The organism is Pleomorphochaeta sp. DL1XJH-081, from assembly GCF_049310885.1.
Taxonomy (GTDB): Bacteria; Spirochaetota; Spirochaetia; order Sphaerochaetales; family Sphaerochaetaceae; genus CAYZJV01.
In genome coordinates, this window is the sequence record NZ_JBMDYO010000158.1 from 1 (window position 1) to 255 (window position 255).

1 protein-coding gene is annotated in these 255 nt (G+C 60.0%); it reads right to left on the reverse strand.

All coding sequences use genetic code 11. The annotated features are described in order from the left end of the window. Positions 1 to 255, reverse strand: a 255-nt coding sequence (locus ACODJP_RS14285; RefSeq protein ID WP_422482636.1) for an FGGY family carbohydrate kinase, incomplete at both ends; no start/stop codon positions are given.

The following is a 255-nucleotide window of genomic DNA, read 5'->3' on the forward strand; positions in this document are numbered from 1 at the left end:
GCTCAATCGTTTCCATCACGGCAGCGGTTCGCGGGCATTTCCAACTGATGACCGGGTAGAGCAGCTTACCCTGCGCATCGACCAGCGCGCCATCGACGCCGAAAGTAGTCACCGTAATACCGCGAACAACACACTCCGACAGGGCGCTGGAGAGTGACCTGCAGCAGTCGGCGAAACGTTGCAGGATGGCGTCCAGCGACCACTGATGCCAGGCGCTATTTTCTGCGGCAATGTCGCTGGCGTTAGCGGTTGAGG